Below are 22,218 nucleotides of genomic sequence, written 5' to 3'. Positions count from 1 at the left end.
CGGGCATGAATAAAGAACTCCAGACACTGTTTCACTACCATGAAACAACCAAACACTCCCAAAAAAGATATGCAAAATCTTTAGGCTATATGGACTGGGCGACACAGCCTGATCCTTTTCGTATGTATCAGGGGACAAAGAGCATAGCACTTGCATTGAGTTTTGACAATCCCACACCGCCCTATTCTCTTTTGGATGAGGAATTACCCTCTGCACCACTGATGTTAGAGTCCCTGTCTCAACTCTTGCAGTTTTCTATGGGCATTGCCGCATGGAAAAGTTCCGGCGGCAGTTCCTGGGCTGTACGGTGTAATGCCTCAAGCGGAAACCTGCATCCTACCGAGACCTATCTTGTATTGCCTCCGATATCGGAAAATACAAAAAGCACCGTAGCCCATTATGCGCCAAAAAACCATTCTTTGGAAATTCTGACTGAGTTTGAGAGTGATTTTTTTGACACCCTCCCCAAAGAGAGTTTTGTCGTTGCACTTTCAAGCATTGCCTGGCGTGAAGCATGGAAGTACGGAGAGCGTGCCTTTCGTTATGTCCAACTCGATGCGGGACATGCCTGGCAGGCACTTGCAGTATCTGCAAAAATGCTTGGCTGGAAGATTACAAGAGTTGAGAGTGTCAGTGATGCGCAAATAGCGAAAATCATCGGGCTTGACCAAAAAAACAGATTTTTTGAAGAGGAAAAGCCTGATATGCTTTTGATTGTTTCCAAAGAAGAGATTTCCCCAGGCCTGGATGTTGCACCGCTGACAGACGCGCTTCCAAACAAATATGAAGGCACAGCAAACAAGCTCAGCCCTTCAGTATATGAGTGGAAGATTATAGATGAAGTTGAAAAAGCAACTTCAGTGATGCAGATTCCACAGGTACAGACAGACAGATGCAAGGTTGCAAGAGAGCCGAGCCGTGAGTCAAAAGAGGTTGTACTGGGCAGAAGAAGTGTCCATGTAATGGATAAAGAAAAATCCAAAATTTCCAAAAAACAGTTTCATACACTTCTAAAGTCGGTAGACTGCTCACTTGACGGCAAAGCCAATGCCGCCCACCTGGCAATATTTGTTCACCGGGTAGAAGAGTATGCCCAGGGACTCTACTTACATGTAAGAAACCAAAAAGATTTAGAACATTTCAAAAAAGAGTTTCATGATACATTTCTTTGGAAAAAAACAGACTTTGAAAACCTCTATCTATTGGAAACAGCTGATTTTACCAAAGCTTCCAAAATCATAAGCTGCAACCAGGATATAGCCAGTGACGGGGCTTTCTCTCTGGGGATGATATGCAGATACTCCGAAGAACTGCTTGCCTTTAATGCCCACAGATACAAAGAACTCTACTGGGAGTGCGGAATGATAGGACAGCAGCTCTATCTTGAAGCCACATCACTCGGACTCTCCGGCACAGGCATCGGCTGCTTTTTGGATGATCTGATGAATGTCAATGTGCTGGGACTCAAAAACAATCTCTACCAGAGTCTCTACCATTTTACGGTAGGCCGCGGTTATGTTGACTCCAGAATAGAGACGACACCGGCGTATTGAAATTTTACTGTATTTTGTTTTAATATGTTTTAAGTGGATCTTCCCTATAATTGCTTTTTTTAATGGTAAACGGTAAAACGATGAGGAGAGCGGGAAAATGAAATTTTTATTTGTGATAGGTTTTTGTACAGCACTTTTTTCCCAGGAGCTCCATTCTCTGCTTGATGCCTACAAAAAAGAGTCTGATCTCTCAAAAGTAACAAAAAGAGACACCTCGGGATTTCTTGAGATATATACAAGAGAAGACCTTGAAAGAATGCAGGCACATAACCTTCTGGATGTTTTAAAAACAGTACCGGGTCTCTATCTCAAGAGAGGGGCAAACAACCTGACACTTTTCACAACGGCCTCTGCCCAGAGTACACCTGTCACTTTTTCAAGAATTTACATCAATGACCATGATATGACATCCAGCTCTTTTGGAAGCGGGTTTTTAATCTGGGGCGAGATGTCTATAGAGTATATTGACCACATAGAAATTTACAAAGCAACCTCTTCCATGGAGTTCGGAAATGAAAATGCTTCAATCATAGTCAAACTCTACACAAAAGATGCGGCGCGTGACAATGGTTCAAAAGTAAGGATTATAGGCGATTCGCGAGGAGGCTATGATGCCAACATCTATACAACCGACATCACAAAAAACGGTATAAGCTATTTTGCTTATGCCAACAGTGACAATATACGCAGAAAAACGTATCATAACACCTATAACAACAAAACATATGATTTTAAAAGTGATAAAAAAGGGTACAATCTTTACGGCTCTCTCGGCTATAAAGATTATAAACTGGAATTTGGAAAATATTATAAAAAAATGACAGTTTTATAGGGATAGGAACACACAAAACACCCGAGGGAGGAGGACTTGATGCCCAACAGTTATACATACATCTTACAAAAAAATTTCCCAAGAGACTCAAACTGCAAATCTCCTACGACAACCTTGAATACAACAGACAATACAATGATGAAAACGGCATACGTATTGCCAATGCCCCTCTCATCAATAGCTACAATATAAAATTTAATGATGACATCTTTTCTGTCATTTTGGAAAAAAAGTTTCAAAACGATGCCAATACTCTTTTTATAGGATCTTTTTACAAATATAAAGCTTTTACGGCCAAAGGCGACTATTATGACACCGCTTTGACATACAGACACCAAAACCAACTCTCAAACAGCCTGAATCTGGTTTCTCTCTATGCAGAAGACACCTATGCCGTCAACGATACCACGCATATTTTGGCTTCTGTGAAAGGAGATTTTTTTCGTTATCAAAAAGATGTAAAATCGCAGAATGAATACCTTGCAAAAATCGGTTTTGTCAAAGCCGCAGGAAGGGCCCGATTTAAATTTTCATACAGTAAAACATACATTCCCCTTGCTTTTTATCAACTCTACAATCCCCAAAATATTCCATACAGGGCAAATCCTCAACTTAATGCGCCAAAAATGGATCTCTTTACAACAGGAGTCTATTATCAGGATCACTCCAAAAAGCATAAATTCTCCCTGGAATTTGTTCATGCCACGCTCAAAGATACACTTGTTTATGATCCGAGCACGGTATATGGCTGGGTAAACAGCAAGGAGGACATATACAAAGAGCTCCTGGAAATGGGTTACAGATATAAGTTTGATCTTGACAATAAAATTGTATGCAATATTGACTTTGGGCGAAACAGTAAAGATACAAACTTTTCACCTGCTTTTGAAACAACAATCCGTGCTTACAACAGGTACAAAAAATTTGATTTTTACAATGAACTGATTTATCGGAGTTCTTATACACTTTACAATATATATACAAAAGCCAGTCTTGACTTTACCTCTGCTGTAAAATACAACTACTCAAACGATTTTTCTGTAGGCCTCCGTGGTGAAAACATATTAAACCGCGGCTTTGCTTTGCCATACAGAGGGGTATCCTACGCGATTCCTGTGACTGACCAGAAATTTTTTCTGAATGTGGAGTACACATTTTAATGATGAAAAAATACCTTTTACTTTTCCTGTTTTTAACAGAGCTTTTATCAGCTTCGCAAATTGAATATGAATTGAAGATATATCAGACAATTTTTCAGGCGCTTTTTCCGGGCAAAAATGTTGTATATGTATGGAGTGACTCACAGACAACAAACAGAATTTTTACAAAAACAAGAGATATACAACTGGTCACAGCACCTGTGCAGGCAGATATATTACTGTTAGGTACAGGTGAAAATACCAGCAACCTGAATGGTTTGAAATTTGCCACAAACTATAAAACATTCAAAAAATACAAAAAGAGTCTTATCGGTGGTTTTTATTGGCAAAAAGGGCGTCCGAACATTATTTTTATAAAACGAAATTTGGAAAAATATCATATAACGCTTCCAAAATCAATGTCTGAATATATTGAGGACTATTGATGAAAAATTTAGCAAAAATATATTTTTTTATTTTTATTTTAATCGCTGTTGGTATCGGATATCTCTATTTTTCGCTGCAGCATACGACACAAAAATTATCTGCAAACGTCAACAGACTCTTTATACAGCAGGCAAACGAATTTGCAAAAAACATATCCCGTGAGATAACACAGCAGCTGCCGCAAGATGAAAATTTTTTTGATGCACTTTTTGAGGGAGAGTATCTCAGAGAAGAGTTGGAACGGGAAATAAGCCTGATTGCAACAGATACTTACAAATATGTTTTTGTGCTCTACAGAGATGAATCGGGAACCTACAGATATCTCCTCGACGGCAGCAAAAAGGACAAAGGCGAATTTGGAGAGAAACTGCATGTAAACAAAGAGATATGGGATCAGGTCTGGAAAAATGCCCGCAGTCATGTTTTTTATCACAAACAAGTGGAAACTCTTTGGGTTACCTATCTTTATCCTGTTGTAATAGACGGAAAAACGCAAGCGATCATTGCCATAGATTTTTCAAACAATATAGAAAAACAGATACATGAAGCACTGTTACCGCTGAAGACAATCCTTTTTTCAATTTTTGCCGCTATTTTTCTCATGTTTATTGTCATACTGCTGCAACTCTATTTTACTTATAAAACAAAAAAAGAAAATCTTACAGATCCGCTTACCGGAGCATACAACAGAAACTATTTACGGGAATTTTTAAACAATGTACAGATAGAAAACTATAAAATACTGATGGTGGATATAGATCACTTTAAGCAGGTCAATGATACATACGGGCACCAGACAGGGGATAAAATACTTCAGGAAGTCTCCAAAATTATAAAAAATACAATCCGCGATGAAGACAGGCTCATCCGTTTCGGCGGTGAAGAATTTATCATATTTATCAAGAAAAGCAGAGGTCTGGCTTCTGAATGCAAGGTTGCAAAGAGAATCAGAGAAAATATTGCTGCTACAAATTTTCATTATAACAACCAGGATCTTCGCATCACTGTTTCCATAGGCGTTACATGTAGACCGCAAACATTTAAAACGGTAAGTGATGCCATCAAACATGCAGACGAAATGCTCTATGTCGCCAAAAGAGACGGGCGCAACCAAGTTGTATTAGATGCTGTAAATAGGCAAAAAGAAGCAGGAAAACAGAAACTCCTTCCGGTGTATGAGGTACAAGAAGCAATAGAAGAGGGAAGAGTTGTTTGCTATTATCAACCTATTTTCCATATAAAAAGCAGAAAAATTCATAAATACGAAGCACTTGTGAGAATTCAAAACAGAGACGGCAGTATTACTCCCCCGATGGAATTTTTGCCGGTTGTCATGCATACAAACATATACAATTTACTGACAAAAACTATCTTAGGCATTGTTTTTGAAAAAATCAAAGAGAACAGAGTTTCTATAAGTATCAATCTAAACTTTTCGGATATTATTGACAAAAATATATTTTCACTGATTCTCAATGAATTGGAACAAAACAAAGAATATGCCCACTGGCTTATTATAGAGTTACTGGAGTATGAACCACTCGATAATTCAAGTGAAATATTTATAAAAAACCTGCAAAGCATTAAAGCCTGCGGTGTAAAAATAGCTATAGATGATTTTGGAAGCGGATTTGCCAACTATACACTGTTTCAGTCACTGCCGATAGACATTGTCAAAATAGATGCCTCTATTATCAAAAATATAGATACACCAAACATCTCTAAATCAATTACAGAGTCTATTCTCACTCTGACAAACGCACTCAACATTGAAACTGTGGCTGAATTTGTCCATTCGCTAAGTGTTTTAAAAACCCTTGAAGATATGAATATTGATTATGCGCAGGGATATTATCTGGGCAAGCCCGAAGCGACAATCAGTATTTTATAAATTTTCAGTTCAAATTAAAATTTTTTCTCCCCCGATATAAAAAAGATGTGATGATTGTGATATAATTATTACATGAATAAAATATTAGATTTTTTTATCCTGGAAAAAGAGAGTGATTTTTGTAACAGACGTTCTGTTGTTATAAAATTTGCCTTGATTGCCACTATTGTTCTCTTTTCACTTTTTGCCTGTATCAACCTTCTCATTGGGCAGTACTGGGCAGCGATTATAGACTCCGTCTCTGCCGTAGTCAGCATACTCTCTTATATTTATATGCAAAAAACGGGCAATATTCTTCTGTCTGTCCGTATAGTGACTTTCAATGTTGTTGTCTTTTTTCTTGTTTTTGCATATATTTCACAGGCCTCTCATTTCTCTTTAATCTGGACTATTTTTGTTCCTGTTTTTGCCATTATCAGTAACGGCAAAAAAGCTGGGTTGTATTTTTCACTCCTGTTTTATACCTTTCTTTTTGCTCTTTCCTACCATTACATCAATGTATGGAATGGAGGAGAGTGGCACTTTACAGACTGGGTACGACTGGTCCTTGCTTCTACAATTCTCACGCTTTGTATGTATATTTATGAAGCCCTTTTGGATGCGGCACAACAGGACTTACAGCTTGCAAGAGCCAAAGAGCGCCAAAGAAGCGAAGAGCTGCATCAGCAGTCTGTTACCGATCAGCTCACCGGTTTGTACAACAGAAGATATTATGACAATATGATCAACAAACTCTCTTTTTTGGCAAAACGCCAGGATCTTTATATCACTTTTTTTATTTTGGATATTGATTATTTTAAATACTATAATGATTATTACGGGCATATAAAAGGTGATGAAACGCTCATACAGGTAGCAAATGTACTCCAAGAACACATACAAAGAGGCGATGATTTTGTTTTCAGGCTCGGAGGGGAAGAGTTTGCGGGTATCATTCTTTCAAACGAAAAAGAAAAAACACATCAGTGGGTATCTCAACTCACTGCAATTATAGAAAATCTGAAAATAGAACACAAAGCCTCTAAAATATCAGATTTTTTGACTGTAAGTATAGGAATCGCCACCCTTGAGCATCTTGATGGTGAAAAAAATATTGATTTACTCTATAAATATGCCGACAAGGCTCTGTATGCCGCCAAATACAGCGGCCGCAACAGAAGCCTGGTCAGTCAGGATTCGTAAAGTCTATTTGATTTTTTCCAGTATGGCATCTACTGTAAAACCAAATTTCTCAAACAGTTCTTTTGCCGGTGCTGATGCGCCAAAAGTATCCATGCCGATGACTTCATCCGCCAAACGGTACCATTCCAGTCCGCGCGCCGCTTCAATGGCTACTTTTTTTGTATCTGGAAGAATAATTTCATCGATATAGTCCTGATCCTGTTCTATAAACAAATCATAGCAAGGAACAGAAACAACATTGGCAAAAAGACCTTTTTCATTCAGTGCCTCTTTTGTTTTGAGTGCCAGTTCCACTTCGCTTCCTGAAGCAATAAGCGTCAGCGAAGCATTTTCATCACTTGCCAGCAGATACCCTCCGCGGCTTATTTCCCCTTTTACCGGAGCAGGGACAATAGCGAGACCCTGGCGGGAACATACAAAAGCAGACGGAGATTTTTTCATTGTCAATGCTGTTTTCCATGCTGCAACATTTTCAGCACCGTCAGCCGGACGCCACACATAAAAGTTCGGCAGGGCACGGAACTGTGAAAGATGCTCGATCGGTTCATGTGTCGGGCCGTCTTCTCCAACACCGATACTGTCATGCGTCCATACAAAGAACTGCTGAATGCCTGTCAGTGCCGCAATCCTTGCAGCAGGCTTGAGGTAGTCCGAAAATACAAAGAACGTTGAAGTAAACGGCATGAGCGGACCATACAATGCCATTGCATTGGCAATAGCCGCCATCGCATGCTCGCGAATACCAAAATAGATATTTTTTCCTTTTGGAAAAACACCCATATCATTCAAATATGTTTTGTTTGAAGGACTTAAATCCGCCGAACCGCCGATAAAGCCGGGAATCGCTTTGGCTATGGCATTGAGAATTTTTCCATTTGTATTTCTTGTTGCATCGGCTTTTTCAAAAACCGGCCATTGTATTCTTGAAAAGTCATGATTCAGGAGTGCCTCAAGTGCTTCATTCTGTTCCATTAAAGGAGCAGTTTTAAGCGAATGTATCCACTCGCGTTCTGCCAGATCACCCGCTTCAACGGCACATCGAAAACGTACCATCACATCCTCAGGCACAAAGAATTTCTTCTCCGGATCAAATCCTGCACCTCTTTTGGCATCTGCAATCACATCTTCACCAAGCGGTGCCCCGTGAGCATGATGAGAACCTTCAAGAGGACCTGCTCCCTTGGCTATAATAGTATTTGCAATGATAAGGACCGGTCTGTCTGCTTTTTTTGCCTGAGCAATTGTTGCGTCTATCTCATCATAGTCATGCCCGTTACACTCAAGTACTTCCCAGCACTGCGATTCAAAACGTGCTCGGATATCTTCACTGATACTTAAGTCAGTATTGCCCTCGATGGTAATACGGTTTGAGTCATAAATAAGAATAAGATTGTCCAGTTTGTTGTGTCCCGCAAGAGAGCATGCCTCATAAGAGATACCCTCTTCCAGGTCACCGTCTCCGCACAAACAGTAGACAGTGTGATCAATCAGTTTCGCTGTATCCGAATTCACCTGTGCACCGACATATTTTGATGCCATAGAAAAACCTACCGCATTGGCGATTCCCTGCCCCAGCGGACCGGTTGTGATTTCTATGCCTTCAGTGTGTCCGTATTCAGGATGTCCCGGTGTTTTTGAATCAAGCTGACGAAACTGCTTTAAATCATCAAGCGTCAAGCCATATCCCCAAAGATAATAGAGCGAGTAGATAAGCCCTGTTGCATGCCCGCCTGAAAAGACAAGTCTGTCACGGTTCAGCCATGAAGGATTTTTAGGGTTATGCTTGAGATGTTTACTCAAAACCACTGCAATATCGGCCAGTCCCATAGGCGCGCCCGGATGACCCGAATTTGCCTTTTGTACCATATCTGCTGCTAAAAATCTTATCGTATTCGCCATCTTTTGACGCATTGCATTTTCATTCATTTTTATTCCTTGTGCCTGTTTATGTATTTTGTTAATAAAGGTGACAACTCGCCTGACAAGCTCTCATCAAAATTACACATTTCACTGTTGAGCTCATCTGCCAAAGCATCTGCCTCTCTTACTGCCGTTTGCAGTCCAAGTATCGTTACAAAACTGTTTTTCTCTTCATCATTGTTTGTCAGTTTTCCTGCTTCGTCTGAACTTTGTGTGACATCCAGAATATCATCCTGAATTTGAAACAGCAATCCGAGTTTAATACCAAAGTCATACAACTTTTCTGCCATATCATCACGCCCGACAATAACAGCGCCCATTTTCAAAGAGGCGGCAATGAGTTTTGCTGTTTTGTTGGTATGCAAAATCTTAATCTCTTCTATCTTCAAAGGCTTGTTTTCAAAATAACAGTCTATAGCCTGTCCCAGCACCATGCCGCCAAGTCCTCCGTTGCTTGCAAGCTCACGAATCAGTTTTACCCGTATTTCATCAGAAAAAGGAGCATTGGACAAAAACTCGAAGGCATAGGTGTTTAAAGCATCTCCTGCCAATATTGCCGTTACTTCATCGAAGCTTACATGTAAGGTTGGATGTCCGCGACGCAGTGGAGAATTATCCATAGCCGGCAGATCATCATGAATAAGCGAATAAGTATGTAAAAATTCTATAGCCAGGGCCGCATAGTTTGCAGATTCAAGCATGAGAGGGTTGTAGGCTTTGACAACACCCAGCAGCAATGCAGGACGAAATCTTTTTCCGCCTGCTTTGAGCATATCTTGCAAAGCACGCTCATATGTAGGATGAATACTTTGTGATGTCGGTAAGTTGTCTAATAAAAATTGTTCGAAGTTTTGCATGTGAAATTGTATTGTTTTTCTACTTAATCTTTACAAAAAACTGAAAGTTATTGCGTTCAAATAACAAAGAAGAGTAGTCTTTAAAGTTTTCTATATATTTTCGCAGTTCTTCCTGGTTCTTTACAGTGATACCGTTCACCTGTATGAGTCTGTCTCCAGTCTTGAGTCCATAGTTTTTAAAGGCTTTTTTTAACCGGCTTACATGTAAACCCTCATCAAAATAGATCCCTTTTTGTTCCAAGAAGGTATCACTCAAAAAACCACCGCCGTATCTTTGCCTGCTCTGCACTTCAAAAGTCAGCAACTTTCCTCCACGCTTTATCTGCACCGTGTGTTTAACTCCCAAAGAGCCAAAAAGAACTTTTCTCATAAATGATGCGGCATTTTTCACTTTTTTGTTGTCGTAATACAGTATACAGTCACCTTTTTTAAAAGGATTGTCCGGCATATAGGGATCACTTGCAATGACGACTACTGATCTGTTTGCATCATTTACACGAACACCGATGTCAGCATAACGGACCTTTTCTGTTTTGAGAAAATACTGCAGATACTCTTTTTCTATCACCCCTTTTTTACTGACAACAGCTTCCAAAGAGCAGCAGCTGCTGCTGATGATAGCCGGCAAAGAAAGTTTTTGACTGTATTTTCCAAAAAAGTCGAGTCCTACCTGATGTACCAGCATACTTCCTTCTTTGGCTTCCTCGGCATTGACTATAGCAGTTCCAAGCTGTAAACGCATATTCAGATCATACGGATAGGCAAAAGAGGTTTTCTCTTCGATAAGATACAGAGACAAAAAGGGGTCATGTTTTAAAATTTTTGATTGGGGTTTTTGTCGGGAAAAGACAATACGGTGATTTTTTTCGACAGGAATAAAAAGTGCCCTGCCATGTATGATTTTTGCATCTTTTGCTTTTTTGACACAAAAATCATACCCGCCTTTACAGGCATAAACATTGAAAAAGAATAAATGCAGTATGAGAAACAGGCGAAGCACCTATTTGAGCCCGCCAAACATACTCAAAGCACTGTTTTGTTGATTTTGTTGTACCATTTTATTTGCATCATTGATGGCGCCTATAAGTAAAATTTGCAGGGAGTCTTTGTCGCTTAAGAGCTCTTCATCAATATTAAGATCAATGACTTCGCCGTTGCCGTTGAGGGTGAGTTCAATCATCCCTCCACCGCTTTTGACACTAAAAGTTTTATTTGCCAGCTCTTCTTGAAGTTTTGCAGCATTTTCCTGCATTCCTTCAAGGAGTTTGCCCATATCGCCAAGATTACCAAACACTATGACATCTCACATTCATCATTAAATCTCATCGTGAATAGCGTCGATGTTATTGTCATCATCCAAAATAACAACTTTTGGTTTGTAGCTTTCAAGTTCTTTTTCGTCATAAGTACCGTAGGCTACAATGATAACCTTGTCGCCTTTGTGTACTTTTCTTGCTGCTGCACCATTTAAGCAAATGTCACGTTTTCCTCTTTCGCCTAGAATGATGTAGGTAGAAAATCGCTCACCATTGTTAATATTAAGGATTTCTACCTTTTGTCCGACTCTCATCTTGGCAGCTTCTAAAAGTTCTTCATCTATGGTAATCGAGCCAACATAGTTCAAATTAGCATCAGTTACAGTGGCACGGTGTATTTTGCTGTACAACATTTCCATTAACATGACTGTTTTCCTACATTCCCATCTGTTTTTTTGCATCAGCAGGAGATATAGGCTCATCCCACATTTCAGAATCAATTACATATTCTTCAACAACTTTTCCGCCGATTATATGTTCTTCTATAATACGGTCAATTTTTTCCTTGTTTAGGCCTACATACATAGTATGTCCCGGCTCTACTAACATAACAGGACCTGCCGAACAACGGTTAAGACATGAAGTGCGCACGATTGGTGCTGTCATCATAATCCCTTCTTTCATCAGTTTTTGGGCCGTGTATTGAAACAGGTCCTGCGTCTCTGGTGTAACACATGATGGTTTTGGCATACCCGGAGGAGCAGACTGCTCACACTTGAAGATATAAAATGCCGGTTGTGGAATTCCCATTGAAATAATCCTTAATTTTTTCGCAATTATATCGAAAATTTGCATCTGTTTTCTAATAAAGTGAAATAAGTTTAGATTTTTAAGCTATTTTCTACTATTTTCACTCTAAATTTAAAAGTTCTTTTACAACTTCTCTGTCATCAAAAGGAAATTTTTCATCATAAATAATTTGGTCTGTTTCATCGCCTTTTCCGAGAATAACAACAACGTCATCTTCTCCTTGCAACTCAAGTGCCATCTGTATTGCTTTTTTTCTGTTAAGCTCAACCATAATATTTGATTTTTCCTGTATGCCTTCTAAAATATCCTCTACAATTGTCTGCGGATCTTCATAACGAGGATTGTCACTCGTAACAATGACCTTTTTGGCAAGACTTGCAGCTACCCTGCCCATAAGCGGTCGTTTTTTTCTGTCTCTGTCACCGCCTGCTCCAAAAACGACAATCAGTTCTTTTTCTTTCAAAGCATTGAGTACCTGAGCCATACCGTCAGGTGTGTGTGCAAAATCCACTATGACATTCGGAGCAGCACAGACCTGTTCCATTCTTCCGCTCACCCCTGCAAAATTATCCACCACATCTGCAATCTCTTCAAGACTTTTGTCTGTTATGAGATGTGTTGCCGATATGGCAGCCATCAAATTATACAGATTAAAAAAACCGTGAAGTGAAGCGGTAAAAGGGACAATCTCTTGAAAATGCTGGATAATACCGCTTGAACCGTCATTGAGAGAATATGCCATAAGTCTGTATGTTGCAGGATTTTCTATACCGTATGTGTAGGCATTTTTAAAATTAAATGCAGCTTTGGATTCATCTTTATTTATAAGTTTTTTGCTCTCATCCTGAAAAAAACTGTTTTTTACATGTATATATTCTTCTAAAGTTTTATGATAGTCCAGATGATCCTGAGTGATATTTGTCAAAATTTTCAGCGCAAAACTGAGGCCTTCAATACGTTTTTGCACGATTGCATGGGAACTGACTTCCATTACAAAATACTCACATCCCGCACTCACTGCCTGGTAAATATGCCGGTAGGTATTGAGTACGGATGGGGTGGTAAGCGTTTTTCCCTCACATGCCTCATCATTCATAAACAACCCGCGGGTTCCCTGCATTGCAGCCTTGTAGCCAAGATCGAGTAAAAATGAATAGATTGCACTCGCCGTTGTAGTTTTGCCGTTTGTACCGGTAATACCGATTATTTTAATCTGGTCAACACCAAAGAACTCTGCAATGTCTTCGATTCTGACAATAGAGTGGGCATTATTCCTCTTTGCATCTTCTATATAGCCGCTGTTTTGGTGCGTCAGAACAAACGCCGTCTCGGCATCACACTCTTTTGAGTTTTCAGTGATATATTTATACGCTTGATTTGGCAGTTCAATTTTCAATATTTTTGCCCTGTGCCAGTTTTTTTAACAGTTTTCGCAAGAGTTTGTCACCGGGATATACACTCAGAGCATTTTCAAGATAGGTTAATGCCATTTGTGCAAAATCATGTTCTATCAGTTTGTCTAAAAAATCTAAAAAATCTTCTTTGTTTGTTATAATTACTCGGGTAGAAAACATAATATTTTCAAAGGTTTCTACAAAATCTCCGCCTTCATCCAAAATTTTTTGAAAATCACTGTAAAGAATCCCCTCTTCAAACTCCAATCTGTTACGCAAAGGTTCGGCAAATACTTCACTGAGTTTTTCCAGGGTACCGTCCATGCTTTCAAGTATTTCACTCATAATAGCATCAGCTTCTTCTTTGTCTTCTTCTCTTAATATTTCATAATAATCAAACAGTGCTTCGGCACCCTCTTCTCCGCTCATAGCCATTTCCGAAAGGATAACTCCGTTAAAAGCCTCTTTTGAATCCGGATCATTTTGCAAAACCTGTGCAAATTTATCTAAGGCATTTTTATATTCCGCCCGCGAAAAATTCTCTTTTGCCTGTGATAATATTTTATATTTACTTATTGTTCCCATATGCTTCTTTTATAAATTATCTATATCGTTTTCCATGCCCATCGGGACATTGACAACAGTTATTTCAGGATGGATATCCATTCTCAACTGTCTCTCGACACCGTACTTTAATGTACTTCCACTGCTCGCACACCCTATGCATGCACCTTTTAGCTGTACATAGACACTTCCGTTTTTCACGGTAATAAAATCTATGTCTCCCCCGTCAAGCGCCAAAGAGGGGCGCACCTTGTCTATAACACGCCGAACCGGTTCCAATAATTCTTCATCTGTAAATGGAATCATACTTATCCTTTTTATATTATTGCCATCCCAAAGCAAACTTAAGTATACCAGCGATTAAAAGAATATGCAATTGCAAGGCACAAATTCGCAGGAGCTACTAGTAGCTTCAAGGATTTGTAACGAAGTCAAGTGTATGTTCTTTTAATCGTCCTTTGGATAACTCATAAAGAGGCAATCTGCAAAGCATCTATTTTTCAACTCTACTAGTAGAGCCTTCAGAATAGCTACTTCACATCTTAGCTCTTGATGAGTTACTGGTATGCTTAAGTTTGCTTTGGGATGGCAATATAACTCTTCTATTATCATAAAATATGACAAAATCGCTTAACAAGTCATAAAATTATTATTTAACTCATCTTTTAAAGCCATAACCTCTTGTACGTAAGAGGGCTTTCGCATACCGACGAGTATATAATCAATTACATCCTGTTTATATAAAAATTCCAAAGCACACACCTGGGTTTTTTTATGACACCCCTGAAATTCTTCTTTAAGTTCACTTCTCACACGTTTTGAACACTCGTATGCAACCATTGTTCTGTACTCTTGTAAAAAAAGATCTACAAATCTGAGTAATTCATCCAAAGAATCCGGTTCTAAATTCTTCAATGCTTCTCTTATATGAGGAATAATCTGTGAATGCAAAAAAGTGTCATACTCACCAATCCATCCAAACCTGTGCTTATTTTCATCCATTTGTTCAATCAAATTATACAACGGTTTGAGTAAATCATTGTCACAGGCTTGAAGCAATTCATTCAGACAGGTATAATATTCCCTGCTTTCATCATAATCGGCCAGTCTGTGCATCAGTTTGTTTTTTTGTGCATTTAACGGACGGTTGGCAAGGACTCTCAGCCCATTTTTTTTCGCCCAGGCCGCACATTTGAGACCTTCTTTTTCAACTTTGTTTATTGGCAGTTGCACTGTGGTAAAACTGTGTTGTCTGTTTCCCGCTTCATCTGCGGCATTTTGGGCAAGTGTCAGTAAACTTTCATAGGGCAAAAACTCCAAATCGTCCTCTGCCTTTGCAAAGCTGTTGGAACTGATACCGTAGGAGCTGATACGTCCCTCTTTGACCTCTTCTTCCAAGCCCACAAATGCTTCATAGATTCTTTGGTACATTTCATCCAAAACTTCATCTCTGTTTTTGCCCTTATTGAGAGCATCAAGCAAAAAATACTCAGGATTGTGAATTAAATAACAATCAAGTTTACTCATTTGCAGTCTTTGGAGTGAAGCATCAAGCTGTTTTTTTAGAAACGATTTTGCAATTGAGTGGTAACAGTGTTCACTGAACTCTACAACATCTTCAAAAGGCATTTCTTTGTGTGCGAGCATATTGGAGCCTTGAATATACCCGTATTTGCTTACAATTTTAATTTTATCTCTGATTTCATCAGGAACACTGCGCAGCACTTTGCCGATTGCTCTTTCGGCACCGCCGTCTGTATAATTTGTAGAGGTATCAATCAGTTCTATCCCGGCGTATACAGCCTCTTTCAATGCTTCTATATGCAAAGGATTCTCATCTGTGACTCTGTAAGTTCCGAATGCGAAAGTACTCATAATGCGTCCTGTATTGTAAAGTATTTTAGAATTCGTAAATTCTCTCTGTCTAATGGGGAAAGTTTAAAAAGAAGTTACAATAACAGACACAGGGTCTGGTATTGTAAATATAGTAACTATACTAATTCGATAAATGCCATTGGTGTAGCATCACCACGACGAATACGAGTTCTCACTATTCTAGTATATCCACCTGTACGATCAACATACTTCGGTGCGAGTTCATTTACTAAAGTTTTCGTTGCTTCTTTGTTTTGAAGCGCAGCAAATACTGCTCTGTGTGCATTTGAGTCATTTTTACCAGCAGTTGTGATAAGTTTCTCAATATAAGAGCGTAGCTCTTTTGCTTTTACAGCAGTTGTTTCTATTTTACCATGTTCTATTAACGAAATACTAAGGTTCGCTAAAAGTGCTTTACGGTGTGCACTTGTACGACCTAGCTTACGATATCCATGACGGTGTCTCATATCTCATTCCTCTATTGTGCCTGTACGGCTTCTATTTTCTTTTTTAGTGCAGTAACTACATCATCAGCTAAATCAGCACCAACTTCAAAACCAAACTCTTGAACTTTTTCTACGATTTCATCGTAAGATTTTTTTCCAAGATTTTTCACATTTTTCAAATCGTTTGTACTCATAAGTACAATCTCACCAATAAGTTTAATGTTTGAGCGATCAAGACAATTAAAGCTACGCGCACTTAATCCTAAACTGTCAATGTTTGTTGTTAGTTTTTTCAAATCAGGTGACTCTTCAACTCTTTCAATGGTAGCAGGCGCTTTAATACTGATTTCTGAATTAAATACAGCCAACTGTGCATACATTACTTCCAAAGAGTTTCTAAATGCATCGATTGGTGAAATTTGTCCATCAGTTCTGATATTCATAATAACTCTTTCAAAGTTAGGGTTATCTTCTACCAATACATTGTCAATTTTATATGTAGCACTTCTTACCGGAGTAAAATATGCATCCAATGCGATATATTCATCATCATCAACTTCCGCAGCAGTATCTTCACTCGCAACATAGCCGATACCCTGTGCAATTTTAAGCGTAAAATTCAGTGTAGAATCTTCATTTAAAGTTGCAAGCGGAGCATCCGGTGTTACCACCTCTACTTCATCATTGCTGAGATCGCCGCCTTTAATGGCACACGGTCCCGCAAAACTGTAGTTAATCTCAGCTTCTGTTGCATCATTGTTCAGTTTAAAGCGTATCTCTTTCAAATTTAAAATAAAATCTGAAATATCTTCAAGCATACCGCGAACCGAGTCAAACTCATGTTTGGCACCTTCGATTTTAATTGCGATTGGTGCATAACCAACCGAACTGCTTAATAAAAAACGGCGAAGTGGATGAGCCAACGATATAGCGTACCCTACTTCAAAAGGGTATGCCATAATGTTTGCTTCATTGTCACTTATTTGTTCTACCTCAAACTCTTGTGGAGCAAGTGGAGTAGTTTTAATTTTTTTCATATCTTTTACGCCTTTTGTATTAAATTATTATTTCGAGTAAAGTTCAACGATTAAACGTTCTTCAACTGGAATAACAACTTCTTCACGCTCCGGAAGACGAGTAAAGATACCATACACTTTTTCAGCATCAATGTCTACCCAAGGAGCAAGACCAGTTTGGTTTGTAAGCTCAATAGCACGAACAATCTGATTGTTCTTTTTGCTCGCTTCTTTTACTTCAATCTTTTGTCCCGGTTTAACACGGTAAGAAGGAATATCAAGTTTTTTGCCATCTACCAAAATATGACCGTGTGTTACAAGTTGACGTGCAAATCTGCGAGTAGATGCGAATCCCATTCTGTACACAACATTGTCTAATCTCTGCTCGATTAATGTAATAAGGTTTGTACCTGTATTTCCATCACGACGCTTAGCTTCAACGAATAAAGCACGGAATTGCTTTTCAGAAATACCATACATAAATTTCGCTTTTTGCTTTTCATTAAGCTGTAAACCATACTCAGAAACTTTTTTACGACGCTGACCATGCTGGCCTGGACCGTAAGGACGCTTCTCTAAAGCAGATTTTCCTGCCAAACGACGCTCACCTTTTAGGTTAAGGCTTACTCCGAATCTTCTCTCGATTTTTTCTACTGGACCTCTATATCTTGCCATCAGTAATCTCCTTAAACTCTACGACGCTTAGGCGCGCGACAACCGTTGTGTGGTAATGGTGTAACATCTTTCATAAATGTAACACGGATTCCTTCGATAGCTCCGACAGCTTTTACTGCAGTTTCACGACCAGAACCGGGACCTTGAACTTTAATACCAAGCTCTTTTATACCATGTACCTGTGCTTTTGCAACTGCATCTTCAACAGCAGCCTGTGCAGCAAACGGAGTTGATTTTTTAGAACCTTTAAATCCTAAAGAACCGGCAGAACTCCAAGCAATCATATTACCCATTTCATCTGTAATAGTCACAAGAGTATTATTAAATGATGCCGCAATATGAATGATACCACGTGATATATTCTTTTTTATTACTTTTTTTCTAACAGCTTTTCTTTTTGCCATACTATAATTCCTTACGCTGCGCCGACAGTTTTACGTTTACCCTTACGAGTACGCGCATTTGTCTTAGTTTTTTGACCACGGCATGGAAGACCACGACGGTGACGAAGCCCTCTGTATGAACCTAAATCCATAAGTGCTTTAATATCCATAGCAACTTTTTTACGCAAATCACCCTCAACCATATGGTTTTCACGGATCTCTTTTGTTATAGCTGCTACATCTTCTTCGTTTAATTCGAAAACTCTTTTATTGTAGTCAATTCCTGTCGCGTCTAATATTTGACGGGCAGTATGAAGACCAATTCCATAGACGTATGTTAATGCATACTCTATTCTTTTTTTCTTAGGTAAATCAACACCAGCAATACGAGCCATGATTATCCTTGTCTCTGTTTATGTTTAGGGTTCTTGCAGATTACTCTTACAATACCTCTTCTTTTGATAACTTTACAGTCATCACACATCTTCTTTACTGAAGCACGTACTTTCATTGAAAGTCTCCTGTGGTAACATCTTTACTGCCTTTAGGCAAGCGCATAACACTTGTAATAACGTTGCTTGCCAATACTTTTATCTACATGTATTCATATAGATAGAAATACTCTTTGCTTTGTTAAAACAGTAAAGTGGATGGGAATTATATCCAAAACAATGTAAAAGTATTATTAAGAGCATAGGAAGTGACACAAAAGTGACAAATTTTATTAGTGATTTTTAACGCCGGTTTTTATAAACTGTCGATATCACTTAAGAAGGAAAACAACAGATGGTAGAGTATATTTTAAAGCGAGACGGTTCCTACAAACAATTTTTCTCTTATAAAATAGAAGATGCCATCAAAAAAGCCTTTTTAAGTGAAAATGTAGATTTTGACGAAGCGGTATACATCAAAGTCATTCAAAGACTTGAAGCTAAACGGATTGTTGCTGTTGAAGATATACAGGACATTATAGAAAAAGAGCTGTACAAAGCAAAATATTTTGATGTTATGCGCTCTTTTATACTCTACAGACATCTTCATAAACTTCAAAGAGAAAAAGCCATTGAAGATGATACTACCTATATCCATTCGACACAGACTATAGAAGAGTATATCAGCGGAAGTGACTGGAGAATAAAAGCAAACTCAAACACAGGCTACTCCAGCGCCGGTCTTGTAAACAATACAGCAGGCAAAGTGATTGCCAACTACTGGCTTGACAAAATTTACTCAAAAGAAGAGGGGTATGCACATAGAAACGGGGACTATCACATACACGATTTGGACTGTTTGACCGGATACTGTGCCGGCTGGAGTCTGAGGGTTCTTCTGGATGAAGGATTTAACGGAGTAAGGGGAAGAGTAGAGAGTGATGCACCAAAGCATTTCAGAGAAGCTCTCGGACAAATGGCGAACTTTTTGGGAATTTTGCAAAGTGAATGGGCCGGCGCCCAGGCCTTTTCATCTTTTGACACCTATCTGGCGCCTTATCTTTTTAAAGATCAACTTTCATACAAGGAGGTAAAAAAAAGTATTCGCAGTTTCATATATAACCTAAACGTACCCGCTCGATGGGGACAATCACCTTTTACAAATATTACTATAGACTGGAACGTTCCTGATGATTTGAAGGATCAGATTCCAACATGTAAGCAGGAGCATCTTTTTAAAAATATTTCAGATACCGGGTTAAGATTCAAAGCACTGCAGAGGGGTGTTTCATCCCTCACAGAGATGACCTATAAACATTTTCAAAAAGAGATGCACATCATCAACAAAGCTTACTATGAGGTTATGACAGAGGGAGACAAAACCGGTCAGCCTTTTACATTTCCTATACCTACCGTCAATATTACAGAAGATTTTGACTGGTACGGTGAAAATACGGATTTGCTGTTTGAAAACACCGCTAAGATTGGCTCCTCCTACTTCCAAAATTTCATAGGGAGCCAATACAAACGGGACAAAAACGGGGAAATCATCGCAAATGAAGAGGCCTACAAACCCGGACATGTCAGAAGTATGTGCTGCAGACTACAGCTTGATTTAAGAGAATTGCTTAAACGAGGCGGTGGTCTTTTCGGCAGTGCGGAAATGACAGGCAGCATAGGGGTTGTCACTATTAATATGGCAAGGCTGGGCTTTTTGCACAAAGGCAATATGGAATCTCTGCTTGAACGCCTTGACGAACTGATGGAGTATGCAAAGTCTACACTGGAGAAAAAACGTGTTTTTATTCAAGAGATGTACGACAGAGGACTTTTCCCTTATACAAAAAGATATCTGCCCGGGTTTAGAAACCACTTTTCTACCATCGGGGTCAACGGGATGAATGAAATGATTTTGAATTTTACCGGAGGAGCCTATGACATCAGTTCCACACAGGGCATTGACTTTGCCACTGAGATATTAGACCACATAAGAAAAAGAATGGTCGAGTTTCAGGAGGAAACAGGCAATCTTTACAACCTTGAAGCCACACCGGCGGAGGGAACAACCTACCGGTTTGCCAAAGAGGACAAAAAAAGATACGGTGACAAAATCATACAGGCCGGTATGGATGAAAACATCTACTATACCAACTCTTCACAGATTCCTGTGGGTCTGACAGATGACCCTTTTGAAGCACTCACTCTGCAGGATGAACTGCAGACAAAATACACCGGTGGCACTGTTTTGCACCTTTACATGCAGGAGCGTCTCAGCTCAACCGAAGCCTGCCGCAGACTGGTCAAAAATGTCATCACAAATTTCAGACTGCCTTACATTACGGTAACACCGCTCTTTTCAGTTTGTCCAAAACACGGCTATCTCTCAGGAGAACACGAATACTGCCCAAAATGTGACGAAGCACTGATACAAGAATATGAAAACAACAAAAAGGAAGCATCATGATAAATAAAAATAAAATCTTAGAAGAACTTAAAGAACAGAGACAAAAATGTATAGTATACACACGAGTCATGGGATATCATCGTCCTGTTGAAAGCTTCAACCTAGGAAAAACCGGTGAACACAGACAACGCAAACAGTTCAAAGAGTAAAAAATGCATTTATGATATCACAAAGTTTACCCATCTGGACTACCCTGATCATCTAGCCTGCATCATATGGTTCAGCGGGTGCAATATGCGCTGTGATTTTTGCTACAACAAAGAGATAGTCTTTGCAAAAGAAGGCAGTTACAGTATGGAAGATGTGCTGAAGTTTTTGCGAACAAGAGTCTCTTTGCTTGATGCTGTCGTTCTCTCAGGCGGAGAAGCCTCTTCCTATGCCCTCACTGACTTTTGCAAGGCAATCAAAAAGCTCGGATTTTTAATCAAACTTGATACCAACGGCACAAACCCTTTACATGTAAAGGAACTCCTTGGTCTGGACCTGCTTGATTATGTCGCGCTGGATTATAAAGCCCCCCAATATAAATTCACACCTGTAACACACTCCGGCAAATTTCATGAATTCAGCCAAACACTTGACCTGCTTATCCGCAGTGGTATTGATTTTGAAGTACGCACCACACTCCATAGCGATTTGCTCAATGTAGATGACATCAACTGCATTCTGTCAGATTTAAAAGAGAGAGGCTATAAGAATACCTATTATATTCAGGAGTTTATCGAAGCAAAAAGTACTGTAGGCGGACTGCAAAAACCTTCAAAACCTTTCAACAAATCCCTCTTAAGAAGTAATTTTCCTGTTATTTGGAGATAAATTCCTTTTTCTTGACGTAAATCAATTTTTTACTGCCGTTTATAAGTTATCATTCTGTGAAATTTAAATCAGACAAAATTTGTCTTATTTAAAAAAAACTGAGTATTTGTATACTCTTCACAAGGAAATATCATGACAAAAGTTATACTGACATTTACATTGGCAATGGTTGCACTACAGGCACAGGACACAGTACACTACGACAAAAAAGAAGTGAAAAAACCGGCTATTGCAAGACCATACCATCCGGGTCAGAATTAATCCGAG

At 39.1% G+C, this 22,218-nt stretch carries 27 protein-coding genes; 10 read left to right on the top strand and 17 right to left on the bottom strand.

Annotation, left to right across the window (positions count from 1 at the left end; translation table 11 throughout):
* Positions 1-5: 5 nt before the first annotated feature.
* Together ACM66U_RS01320 and ACM66U_RS01315 are read left to right on the top strand one after the other, a co-directional pair.
* The gene (locus ACM66U_RS01320) at positions 6-1,553 is read left to right on the top strand and encodes a SagB family peptide dehydrogenase (RefSeq protein ID WP_418640958.1); all 1,548 of its coding nucleotides are present in this window, start codon (positions 6-8) and stop codon (positions 1,551-1,553) included.
* Between the two features lie 97 nt (positions 1,554-1,650).
* Entirely contained in the window at positions 1,651-2,385 is a 735-nt protein-coding gene (locus ACM66U_RS01315; RefSeq protein WP_418640957.1) for a TonB-dependent receptor, read from the top strand.
* A gap of 50 nt (positions 2,386-2,435) precedes the next feature.
* Here ACM66U_RS01315 and ACM66U_RS01310 read toward each other — a convergent pair whose 3' ends face one another.
* Entirely contained in the window at positions 2,436-2,624 is a 189-nt protein-coding gene (locus ACM66U_RS01310) for a hypothetical protein (protein ID WP_418640956.1), read from the bottom strand.
* Between ACM66U_RS01310 and ACM66U_RS01305 the strand changes: the two genes are divergently transcribed.
* From ACM66U_RS01305 to ACM66U_RS01290, 4 genes are all read left to right on the top strand, one after another.
* Positions 2,607-3,545: a hypothetical protein gene (locus ACM66U_RS01305; protein ID WP_418640955.1), complete on the top strand. Its 939-nt coding sequence runs from the start codon at positions 2,607-2,609 to the stop codon at positions 3,543-3,545. The two genes, ACM66U_RS01310 and ACM66U_RS01305, sit on opposite strands and share 18 nt — an antisense overlap.
* Positions 3,545-3,970 (top strand): hypothetical protein, encoded by a 426-nt coding sequence (locus ACM66U_RS01300; RefSeq protein WP_346389209.1) that lies wholly within the window; start codon positions 3,545-3,547, stop codon positions 3,968-3,970. Before ACM66U_RS01305 ends, ACM66U_RS01300 begins: the two co-directional genes overlap by 1 nt.
* A complete protein-coding gene (locus ACM66U_RS01295) occupies positions 3,970-5,862 on the top strand; it encodes a putative bifunctional diguanylate cyclase/phosphodiesterase (protein ID WP_151901208.1) in 1,893 nt (630 codons plus the stop codon). Before ACM66U_RS01300 ends, ACM66U_RS01295 begins: the two co-directional genes overlap by 1 nt.
* A 72-nt stretch (positions 5,863-5,934) precedes the next feature.
* Entirely contained in the window at positions 5,935-7,044 is a 1,110-nt protein-coding gene (locus ACM66U_RS01290; RefSeq protein ID WP_418640954.1) for a GGDEF domain-containing protein, read from the top strand.
* Positions 7,045-7,047: 3 nt separating this feature from the next.
* On the opposite strand, the gene tkt is transcribed toward ACM66U_RS01290, so the two are convergent.
* The 16 genes from tkt to rpmJ all read right to left on the bottom strand — a co-directional run bounded on the left by tkt (position 7,048) and on the right by rpmJ (position 18,751).
* Positions 7,048-8,970, bottom strand: a complete 1,923-nt coding sequence (gene tkt / locus ACM66U_RS01285; RefSeq protein ID WP_418640953.1) for a transketolase — start codon at positions 8,968-8,970, stop codon at positions 7,048-7,050.
* A 2-nt stretch (positions 8,971-8,972) separates the two neighbouring features.
* Entirely contained in the window at positions 8,973-9,821 is an 849-nt protein-coding gene (locus ACM66U_RS01280) for a polyprenyl synthetase family protein (RefSeq protein ID WP_418640952.1), read from the bottom strand.
* A gap of 19 nt (positions 9,822-9,840) precedes the next feature.
* A complete protein-coding gene (locus tag ACM66U_RS01275; RefSeq protein WP_418640951.1) occupies positions 9,841-10,821 on the bottom strand; it encodes a DUF7488 domain-containing protein in 981 nt (326 codons plus the stop codon).
* Positions 10,822-11,115 (bottom strand): YbaB/EbfC family nucleoid-associated protein, encoded by a 294-nt coding sequence (locus ACM66U_RS01270; protein ID WP_346389203.1) that lies wholly within the window; start codon positions 11,113-11,115, stop codon positions 10,822-10,824.
* Positions 11,116-11,136: 21 nt separating this feature from the next.
* Entirely contained in the window at positions 11,137-11,502 is a 366-nt protein-coding gene (gene panD, locus ACM66U_RS01265) for an aspartate 1-decarboxylase (RefSeq protein ID WP_151901213.1), read from the bottom strand.
* Between the two features lie 10 nt (positions 11,503-11,512).
* Entirely contained in the window at positions 11,513-11,887 is a 375-nt protein-coding gene (locus ACM66U_RS01260) for a (2Fe-2S) ferredoxin domain-containing protein (protein ID WP_151901214.1), read from the bottom strand.
* Positions 11,888-11,987: 100 nt separating this feature from the next.
* Positions 11,988-13,283: a UDP-N-acetylmuramoyl-L-alanyl-D-glutamate--2,6-diaminopimelate ligase gene (locus ACM66U_RS01255; protein WP_418640950.1), complete on the bottom strand. Its 1,296-nt coding sequence runs from the start codon at positions 13,281-13,283 to the stop codon at positions 11,988-11,990.
* Complete coding sequence (locus tag ACM66U_RS01250; RefSeq protein WP_151901216.1) at positions 13,273-13,866, bottom strand: hypothetical protein; 594 nt, start codon at positions 13,864-13,866, stop codon at positions 13,273-13,275. Before ACM66U_RS01250 ends, ACM66U_RS01255 begins: the two co-directional genes overlap by 11 nt.
* 9 nt (positions 13,867-13,875) lie before the next feature.
* Entirely contained in the window at positions 13,876-14,151 is a 276-nt protein-coding gene (locus ACM66U_RS01245; protein ID WP_151901217.1) for a NifU family protein, read from the bottom strand.
* A gap of 324 nt (positions 14,152-14,475) precedes the next feature.
* Positions 14,476-15,720: an aldo/keto reductase gene (locus ACM66U_RS01240; protein WP_418640949.1), complete on the bottom strand. Its 1,245-nt coding sequence runs from the start codon at positions 15,718-15,720 to the stop codon at positions 14,476-14,478.
* A gap of 116 nt (positions 15,721-15,836) precedes the next feature.
* Positions 15,837-16,187, bottom strand: coding sequence for a 50S ribosomal protein L17 (gene rplQ / locus ACM66U_RS01235; protein WP_151901219.1), 351 nt, complete (start codon positions 16,185-16,187; stop codon positions 15,837-15,839).
* Between the two features lie 11 nt (positions 16,188-16,198).
* The gene (locus ACM66U_RS01230) at positions 16,199-17,203 is read right to left on the bottom strand and encodes a DNA-directed RNA polymerase subunit alpha (protein WP_346389200.1); all 1,005 of its coding nucleotides are present in this window, start codon (positions 17,201-17,203) and stop codon (positions 16,199-16,201) included.
* A 27-nt stretch (positions 17,204-17,230) separates the two neighbouring features.
* Entirely contained in the window at positions 17,231-17,857 is a 627-nt protein-coding gene (gene rpsD / locus ACM66U_RS01225; protein ID WP_151901221.1) for a 30S ribosomal protein S4, read from the bottom strand.
* Positions 17,858-17,868: 11 nt separating this feature from the next.
* Positions 17,869-18,261 (bottom strand): 30S ribosomal protein S11, encoded by a 393-nt coding sequence (rpsK, locus tag ACM66U_RS01220; RefSeq protein ID WP_151901222.1) that lies wholly within the window; start codon positions 18,259-18,261, stop codon positions 17,869-17,871.
* A gap of 11 nt (positions 18,262-18,272) precedes the next feature.
* Positions 18,273-18,635, bottom strand: coding sequence for a 30S ribosomal protein S13 (gene rpsM, locus ACM66U_RS01215; protein WP_151901223.1), 363 nt, complete (start codon positions 18,633-18,635; stop codon positions 18,273-18,275).
* Positions 18,636-18,637: 2 nt separating this feature from the next.
* The gene (gene rpmJ, locus ACM66U_RS01210; protein ID WP_041675103.1) at positions 18,638-18,751 is read right to left on the bottom strand and encodes a 50S ribosomal protein L36; all 114 of its coding nucleotides are present in this window, start codon (positions 18,749-18,751) and stop codon (positions 18,638-18,640) included.
* Between the two features lie 275 nt (positions 18,752-19,026).
* Here rpmJ and ACM66U_RS01205 point away from each other — a divergent pair, with 275 nt between their 5' ends.
* From ACM66U_RS01205 to ACM66U_RS01190, 4 genes are all read left to right on the top strand, one after another.
* Positions 19,027-21,135 carry a ribonucleoside triphosphate reductase gene (locus ACM66U_RS01205; RefSeq protein ID WP_151901224.1) on the top strand — a complete coding sequence of 703 codons (2,109 nt, stop codon included), beginning with the start codon at positions 19,027-19,029 and terminating at the stop codon, positions 21,133-21,135.
* On the top strand, positions 21,135-21,284 hold the full coding sequence (gene nrdD / locus ACM66U_RS01200) for an anaerobic ribonucleoside-triphosphate reductase (RefSeq protein ID WP_151901559.1): 150 nt from the start codon (positions 21,135-21,137) through the stop codon (positions 21,282-21,284). The genes ACM66U_RS01205 and nrdD overlap by 1 nt, the downstream gene beginning before the upstream one ends.
* Complete coding sequence (locus tag ACM66U_RS01195; protein WP_346389199.1) at positions 21,250-21,951, top strand: anaerobic ribonucleoside-triphosphate reductase activating protein; 702 nt, start codon at positions 21,250-21,252, stop codon at positions 21,949-21,951. The genes nrdD and ACM66U_RS01195 overlap by 35 nt, the downstream gene beginning before the upstream one ends.
* 132 nt (positions 21,952-22,083) lie before the next feature.
* Positions 22,084-22,212: a hypothetical protein gene (locus tag ACM66U_RS01190; RefSeq protein WP_255613235.1), complete on the top strand. Its 129-nt coding sequence runs from the start codon at positions 22,084-22,086 to the stop codon at positions 22,210-22,212.
* Positions 22,213-22,218: the final 6 nt, after the last annotated feature.

This window comes from Sulfurimonas sp. ST-27 (genome assembly GCF_048081595.1).
In the GTDB taxonomy this organism is placed as follows: domain Bacteria; phylum Campylobacterota; class Campylobacteria; order Campylobacterales; family Sulfurimonadaceae; genus Sulfurimonas; species Sulfurimonas hydrogeniphila.
Note: the sequence above shows the minus strand (reverse complement) of the source record. Positions and strands in the feature narration are given on the sequence as shown.